Annotated in this window: 4 protein-coding genes; 2 read left to right on the top strand and 2 right to left on the bottom strand. The window is 61.2% G+C overall.

All coding sequences use genetic code 11. The features are described from left to right. The first annotated feature begins 327 nt into the window (after positions 1-327). Entirely contained in the window at positions 328-1,560 is a 1,233-nt protein-coding gene (locus tag FVF58_RS31565) for a M23 family metallopeptidase (RefSeq protein WP_149673690.1), read from the top strand. A gap of 189 nt (positions 1,561-1,749) precedes the next feature. Here FVF58_RS31565 and FVF58_RS31560 read toward each other — a convergent pair whose 3' ends face one another. Then, on the bottom strand, positions 1,750-3,105 hold the full coding sequence (locus tag FVF58_RS31560) for an MFS transporter (RefSeq protein WP_149673689.1): 1,356 nt from the start codon (positions 3,103-3,105) through the stop codon (positions 1,750-1,752). A gap of 80 nt (positions 3,106-3,185) precedes the next feature. Further along, the gene (locus tag FVF58_RS31555) at positions 3,186-5,531 is read right to left on the bottom strand and encodes a cytochrome P450/oxidoreductase (RefSeq protein ID WP_149673688.1); all 2,346 of its coding nucleotides are present in this window, start codon (positions 5,529-5,531) and stop codon (positions 3,186-3,188) included. Between the two features lie 118 nt (positions 5,532-5,649). Between FVF58_RS31555 and FVF58_RS31550 the strand changes: the two genes are divergently transcribed. Then, positions 5,650-6,492 carry an IclR family transcriptional regulator gene (locus tag FVF58_RS31550; RefSeq protein WP_149673687.1) on the top strand — a complete coding sequence of 281 codons (843 nt, stop codon included), beginning with the start codon at positions 5,650-5,652 and terminating at the stop codon, positions 6,490-6,492. The last annotated feature ends 613 nt before the right edge of the window (positions 6,493-7,105 follow it).

Below are 7,105 nucleotides of genomic sequence, written 5' to 3'. Positions count from 1 at the left end.
CCTGAGTCATGGTGGACTCCTTGCGGTTCGCCGCGCGCGTTACCGCTTCGGGCTACGCCCTCCGCGCCAACGCGCATCAGCACGAGAAACCGACCACTGTCAGATTTAGTCTAGTCCATTACAGTTTATCTCAAAATCAGATTTTCCCGATAACCGTGGCTAGCCGTGGTCCGTACACTAAAAGCTCCTCTTACTGGGTTGTGTAGCGCGAAAGAGTAACCCTCTGTCTATTGGGTTTCCGGTCCGTCTGGTTTCTGTCCGATGCCGTGCGTTTCAAGCAATGTCATTCAAGCCCGCAGCCCTTTATTCCGTCTGTGAGGTTTTGAAATGATGCTGTTGCCCTATCTACGTCGTGCCTGCGCCAGCGCTCAGGCGATTGCCCCAAAAGTCGCTCATTCAGTGCATTCCCGATTTAAATCTCCAGCGCGTGCCGTATTGCTGTGCGGTGTTGTTGCGATGCTGGGCGCGTCGGCTTGGCATACGGTATCGGTAATAGCCAGTCGCGTGAACACATCCAGTGCAACCCAACCGACCCTGCAGGTGACTGTGCCGGCTGCGCAACGCATTGAATGGGTCGGACAGGTTTGCGCAGGCTGGGCCAGCTTTGCCAGCAGGTTTAACGGGTTCGTCAGCAAATCAAGGAATAGCCAGCTAACTGACGCTGCGCCGCTTGTTAGGTCGGAGGCCGACAGTGGTTCATACGCAGGGCGGATCGAAGGCACGTTGCGCGACACCTTGGTGCGTGCCAGCGTGCCGGTCGATATACGAGAGCAGATCGCACGTATTTTTGCCGCGCGGCTCGACCTCGCTGCGCCCGCGCAGGAGGGCGACACTTATCATGTTCTCTACCAGCGCGACGACGCAACCACGCAGCGCAAGCGTGTAACGGCCGTCGAACTTCGGTCAGGCGGTGAGGTCCACCAGGCCGTGTGGTTTATCGCGCCGGGACACACCGACGGAGACTACTTTTCATTCGACGGACAGCGGCTTGCCGCTGAGCCATTTTCAATGCCCCTCGACTACGTTCGGATCAGCTCGCCATTCGGTTACCGAATCCATCCGGTCAAGGCCAGGCCTCTGATGCACACAGGCGTGGACTTTGCTGCGCCGAAGGGGACGCCTGTTGTCGCGGCCGCGTCAGGCACTGCACAGTTCGTTGGCACCAGACACGGATACGGCAAAACCGTCGTGCTGAGTCATCCGCAAGGCTATACGACGCACTACGCGCACCTGTCGGCCTTTGCCCGCGATTTGCGCGTCGGAGCGCCGGTGACTGAAGGACAACCGCTTGGCGCGGTAGGCAGCACCGGCACAGCCACGGGAGCCCATCTGCATTTCGAGGTGCGTCTGAATAATCGACCGGTCGATCCGCTCACGTTGACAAGCCGAGCCGGCGCTCCGCCGCTTACGACCAGTCAGCGTGTCGCGTTCGACAGCGTGACAGGCGCCATGCGCGAACAACTCGCGGCGTTGCCCGTCGATACTCAGACGATCAGGATGGCGTCGAATGCTGATGGCACACTGAGTCGTCCTGCAAGGCCTGAGGGCTCGTTGGGTTGAGGCACAAGGCCATGCGTGCCTTGGAGAACCGGTCGTTTCGCGTCAGGTGAGTTTCGGCGTGCCCGCCTTTTTCACGGCGATCGTCAAATCAATCAAATGCAGCCTCTCGTCATAGGCTCAGGCAAGCTCGCAACTGAACTTCTCAGTTAGCACAATCTGGACAATACCTATCAAGTGAAATCGTGGTCCTTACTGGAAAGCGCGCGTGACCCCATGCGCATGCGCGCCACCACGCATCGACAGATGAATGCAAAGCACGCCGAGCATCGAGATGGCCGCCGGCACAGCTGCGGCACCGAACAGCGATGCCGGAGACCACTGCAGATGCATCAATGCGCCACCCAGCACCGGACCCACCACCGAGCCGATCCGGCCGACGCCAAGACTCCAGCCAATGCCCGTCGACCGCAACGCCGTCGGGTAGTAGGTCGCGGCGAGCGCATTGAGCGCAGGCTGTCCGCCGATAACCGAAAAGCCGGTGAGAAAGATCGCGACGAATAGCGCGCCGATGGAGACGACCACAAGCGGATTGCCGATGGCAGCGGTCGAGAAGATCGCCAGCAGAAAAGTCGTCGCCAGCACGCGGGTAAAGCCCACGCGATCGATGATGCGTCCAAGCGCAAGCGTGCCGATCACGCCGCCGCCCCACAGGGCAGTTCCCGCGTAGACCGCGATCGACGTCGAATAGCCGGCTTCGCGAATCACAGTGGGCAACCAGTTCGACAGGAAGTACATCGCGAGCAGGTTCGAAAAGTTGACGACCCATAACAAAAGGGTGACACGTGTCCTGCCGTCCTTGAAGAGTTCGACGAACGGCACGCCCTTCGGTTTCTGTTCGCTGACCTCGAACACCGCATCGGCGGGCACATCGGCAGCGGGCGCGATTTTCGCAAGACCGCGACGGATACGGGCAGCATCGCCTGTGCGGAAAATCAGGAACTGGAGAGACTCGGGCAGCGCCGTCCACATCAGCACGCCGAGTGCGAATGGAATCGCGCCGCCGACGAAAAACACCGATCGCCAGCCGAAATTCGGAATCAACGCCGCGGTGATCAATCCGCCGACCACGCCACCGATGGTAAAGCCGCACGAAACGATCATCATCAGCGTGACCCGGATCCGCCGCGGACTGTATTCACCGGCCAGCGCCATTGCATTCGGCATGATGCAGCCGAGACCGAGTCCGGCCGCAAAGCGCCAGACGACCAGTTCGTTGATCGAGTGCGAAAAGCCGGTCGCAAACATGCATATCGAGAAAAAGAACGTCGCCGCGATCAATACGGGGCGGCGGCCGACCCGGTCGGCAAGGGTGCTGAACGCAAGCGAGCCGACCAGCATGCCGAACAGCCCCGCGCCGAAGACGGGCGCCAGCGCCTCTTTCGCAATGCCCCATTCGCGGATCACGACGGGGGCGACGTAGCCCATCGCCTGCACGTCGAATCCGTCCATGACAAGGCACACCGCGCAAAGCACGACGACCATCAACTGATACAGGCCGAACCGGCCATCATCGACCAGTGCGTTGACATCCACCTTCGTACTCATTACCCGTCTCCTGAAGAGCCAGCCGCTCTCGTCTGCAGTCCGTGCTGGGTGGCGGCCTGCCGTTTAAAAGGTGTAAAGCGTCACAGCTCCAGCACGAGCTTCGTGCCTCTCGCGCGCGAGCAGCAGGTCATCATCCTTGTATTCGATTGCCGCTCGCCTTTGGTCAGCACGACATCGCGATGATCGATTTCACCGGCCAGCACGCGCACCTCGCACGAACCGCACAGACCCTCCTCGCAATCGCTCGGGACGTCGACGTTCGCCTTGCGCAGTGCGGCAAGCAGTGTTTGATCGGCGGGCACCGTCACGACGAGTCCCGAATCCTTCAGCTCGACTTCGAAGGCCTGTTCCTTATCCGGATCGAGCGTGCCGATAGTCGATGCGAAATGCTCGACTTTCAGCACGTCCTCGGGCCAATGCGTGGATGCGCGTTGCAGCGCTTCGAGCATGCGCGCCGGACCGCATGCATACACCTGGGTTTCTTCGTCGATCTGCAGGGCGCTGAAGTCGTTGCGCGTGCCTTCATCCGAGACGTACACCCGCATACGGCCGCCGTGAAGCGCGGTGAGTTCGCCCAGCAATGCCATCGACGCACGCGTGCGCCCACTGAAATGAACTTCATAGTCGATACCCAGCACTGCCGCACGTCGAGCCATTGCGCTGATCGGCGTGATACCGATGCCACCCGCGATCAGGATGATCTTCTGCGCTGTTTCATCGAGCCGGAAGTGATTGCGCGGGCCTCGTATTCGCAGCAGGCTGCCAGCCTTGACGTTGTTGTGGATCCACTCGGAGCCACCGCGGGTTTGATGTTCCCTTAGCACCGCAATCTCGAACGTCCCTGCCTCGTCCGGGTCGCCGCACAGCGAGTACTGGCGAGAGATGCCCGTCATGCCGCATTCGACATCGATATGCGAGCCCGGCGTCCATCGCGGAAGCGACCGGCCGTCAGGCGACGCGAGCTTGACGCGAACGATGTCGCCGCCCGCGTACGTCGCCGACGTGACGACCAGTGGGCGGCTGATCGCATGCGCAGACGGTTCGCCGATATGGACAGCCGCCCGAGGTTGCAGCGCCGATGGATCAGCGCGCTCAGGATTGAGCGCGGGGTCCCATTCGACGAACACATGCTCAGGGCCGCGAAACGACGTGTTGGGCACGTACGTGAAGCGCTGGTTAGCGAGGCGCATGTGCGGCAGGCGACGCGTGAACTCTTCCAGGAAAATCTGCATCTCCATGCGTGCGAGATTCTTGCCCATGCACTGGTGCGAACCATAACCGAACGTCAGTTGGTCGCTCGCGTTCTCGCGGCGGATGTCGAACAGGTCGGCGTCGGCGAACTGCTGTTCGTCGTGATTCGCGGACGAGGTCACGATCAGCAGCTTCGATCCCGCCGGAATGTCGATGCCGCCGACCGTGACGTCTCGCGTCGCCAGACGCCGCCACGCGGCGACCGAACCGTTGTGCCGCAGGCACTCCTCGACTGCGTTCGGTATCAGGCCCGGGTCGTCGCAGATATCACGCCACGCCTGGGGATGCAGAAGCAGCAGCTTCATCGCGTTGGCGGTCGCGTTCGCGGTGGTTTCGTGCGCGGCGACGATGCCCGCCATCATCATCGAATGCAGATACGAATCGGTGACGACCTCGGGCAGTTCTTTCTGTTTGCGAATGCCGTATTGCATCCAGCCTGGACCATCTGGATCCTGACGCATCTTGTCCAGCACCTTGCCCGCAAACTGCCAGAACTTGCCGACCGCGTGCGCGACTTCAACCTGTTCTTCAGGCTTCGGCCGTCCCCACGTATTGACCGTGTGCGCGATCGAGTACTTGCGCAACGTGTCCATGTCTTCTTCCGGTACGCCCAGGAAATGCAGCGCGACCGTGAGCGGAACCTCCCACAGCATCTGATCGACCAGGTCGGCCTTGCCGTCGTCGATGAACCGGTCGACATATTCGCGCGCGAGACGGCGCACCATCGGTTCGTGATGCTTGAGCGCCTCAGGCGTGAACGGGTCCATCAGAGCACGCCGCCGCGGCATATGTGCCGGCTCATCTTCGTTCACGAGCGTGCGGTTCATTGCGTAGCCGTAGGACGCCAGCACTTCGTTCGCGTCGGGTCCGGTCGGCGTGATTTTCTCGAGGGCGATCGACGGGCTGAACGTCAGGTTGTCCCGAAAGATCGCCTTGATGTCCTCGTAGCGCGTCACAACCCAGTAGCCGAGTTTCGGACTGTAGAAAACCGGCTCCTGTTCGCGCGCCCAGCGCACGTATTCCGGCGGGTCCTGCTGGTAGCCGTCTTCGAACGGATCGAATTCCGCGGCGCGGCGGCTGACCGGACAACCCGTGGGGGTCACCGGCATGCCGTCGTCCGCGCTGGTGTGGAAGGGGCACGCCGAAGCGCGACCCGGGTTGATGACATCGCTCATTCAAGTCTCCTTGCTGCACATCAATTTGCGTAACTATAGTACGCTATGCGTAATTTACTCATCAGGGTAAACGCGCGAGCGCTGACGGACGTCGCCGGCGGCCCGCTAGAATGGACGCATGAAAAAAGCTCAAGTACTGGAATCAAACGGGGAGGGCTTCGCCGCACCGGAGCGCGAGCGCCGTCAGCGCGTGCAGTCGGCGTCGACCGCCATGGTCGTACTCAAGGGGCTCGCGGCGATTGGCGGACGCGCGTCGCTTACCGCGCTGGCGTCGCATATCGGCGAAAGTCCGGCGAAGGTTCACCGCTATCTGGTGAGCCTGATGGAAGAATCACTGGTGGCGCAGGAACCGGGCACGCAGCAATACGTGCTGGGAACGGAGTGTCTTGCCATCGGCCTCGCCGCCATGCGGCTCTCCGACCCGATCCGGTTTGCCGAGCCGTCATTGGTGCGTCTGCGAGAAAGCCTTGAAGTCACCTGCTTCATTGCGGTGATGGGCAATCGGGGGCCAACGATCGTACGCTTCGAGGAGCCAGGGCTGCCCGTGACGGTGAACGTGCGCGCCGGGTCGGTCATGTCGCTGTTGTGGTCAGCGACCGGGCGTCTTTTCCTGGGACTGCTCGACGAAACCCGCGTTCGGGCTCTGGCAGAAGAAGAGTTGCGGCATTCGCCCGCGGAGCTGCTTGCGCAACTTGACCCCGATGATCCCATTGGGCGGTTAAGGCGTGATGTTCGGGCCGTCCAGTGTGCAACGGTCAAGGACACCAACCTGAAAGGAATCAGTGCAGTGGCCGCACCGCTCTTCGATTTCAACGGCCGCCTGTGTGCGACGCTCACGGCGCTTGGCGCGACGGGAGGATTCGACTCGTCTATCGATGGGTTGATCGCGACAGCAGTTCGACAGGAGGCCCAGGTAATCAGCGCCCGGCTCGGGTATATAGCGGGAACGCGGGTTGTCTGAGTGACCGTGAGACGCAAACGCGCGATATCCGCTGGACATCGAACGCGACTGTTCATCATCGCGCACGCGTGAGGAAGCGGAGCGGGGCATCTCCCGCCGATCCGTTTTTGCTTGCGGGGTTGTTTGAGCGCGTCACGATCACACACTTGCTCAAGGCGTCTGTCGCTGGTGAGTGTTACCTGTAGGCTGGGGTCCTGCGATACCCGAGTACGCCGCATAATCCGTGTCCAGGGTCCGTCTGGACGCCGTCCCCGCGGGCTTTCGCCAGAGGCGTCATCAGTACTGCTCGCGATCCTTGCCGACGACCGGAGCCTCGCGTTCCTGCGCCAGAGTTATCCCGACTGCAGGCATCCGCCCGCCATTGCAAGCAAACCAATGCGCCGCAGAAGTAAGGAATGCTTCATGGTGCTTGCTCCAAGCGAGTCAAACTCTGACCAGTCGAATACTATGCCGGAAACAACGTCTAAGGCTCGCGTCGGGGTGACGCTTCCCCCAAAATTTCGCCTTTCAGCAGGTAGAGGTGGCGCCGAGAATTCGGACGGTTCGTTGAGTGGAAAAGCAGGGGCGTTCGGATTCTCAGATTTGAGGCAGTCTAGACAAATCTTGTTCTGGG

This window comes from Paraburkholderia panacisoli, assembly GCF_008369935.1.
In the GTDB taxonomy this organism is placed as follows: domain Bacteria; phylum Pseudomonadota; class Gammaproteobacteria; order Burkholderiales; family Burkholderiaceae; genus Paraburkholderia; species Paraburkholderia panacisoli.
The sequence above is the reverse complement of the archived record's forward strand: the minus strand, read 5'-3'. Positions and strand labels throughout refer to the sequence as shown.

Excerpts from the sequence above, each read along its gene's own strand:
- FVF58_RS31565 (WP_149673690.1), top strand. The coding sequence starts at position 328 with ATGATGCTGTTGCCCTATCTACGTCGTGCCTGCGCCAGCGCTCAGGCG.
- FVF58_RS31560 (WP_149673689.1), bottom strand. The coding sequence starts at position 3,105 with ATGAGTACGAAGGTGGATGTCAACGCACTGGTCGATGATGGCCGGTTC.
- FVF58_RS31555 (WP_149673688.1), bottom strand. The coding sequence starts at position 5,531 with ATGAGCGATGTCATCAACCCGGGTCGCGCTTCGGCGTGCCCCTTCCAC.
- FVF58_RS31550 (WP_149673687.1), top strand. The coding sequence starts at position 5,650 with ATGAAAAAAGCTCAAGTACTGGAATCAAACGGGGAGGGCTTCGCCGCA.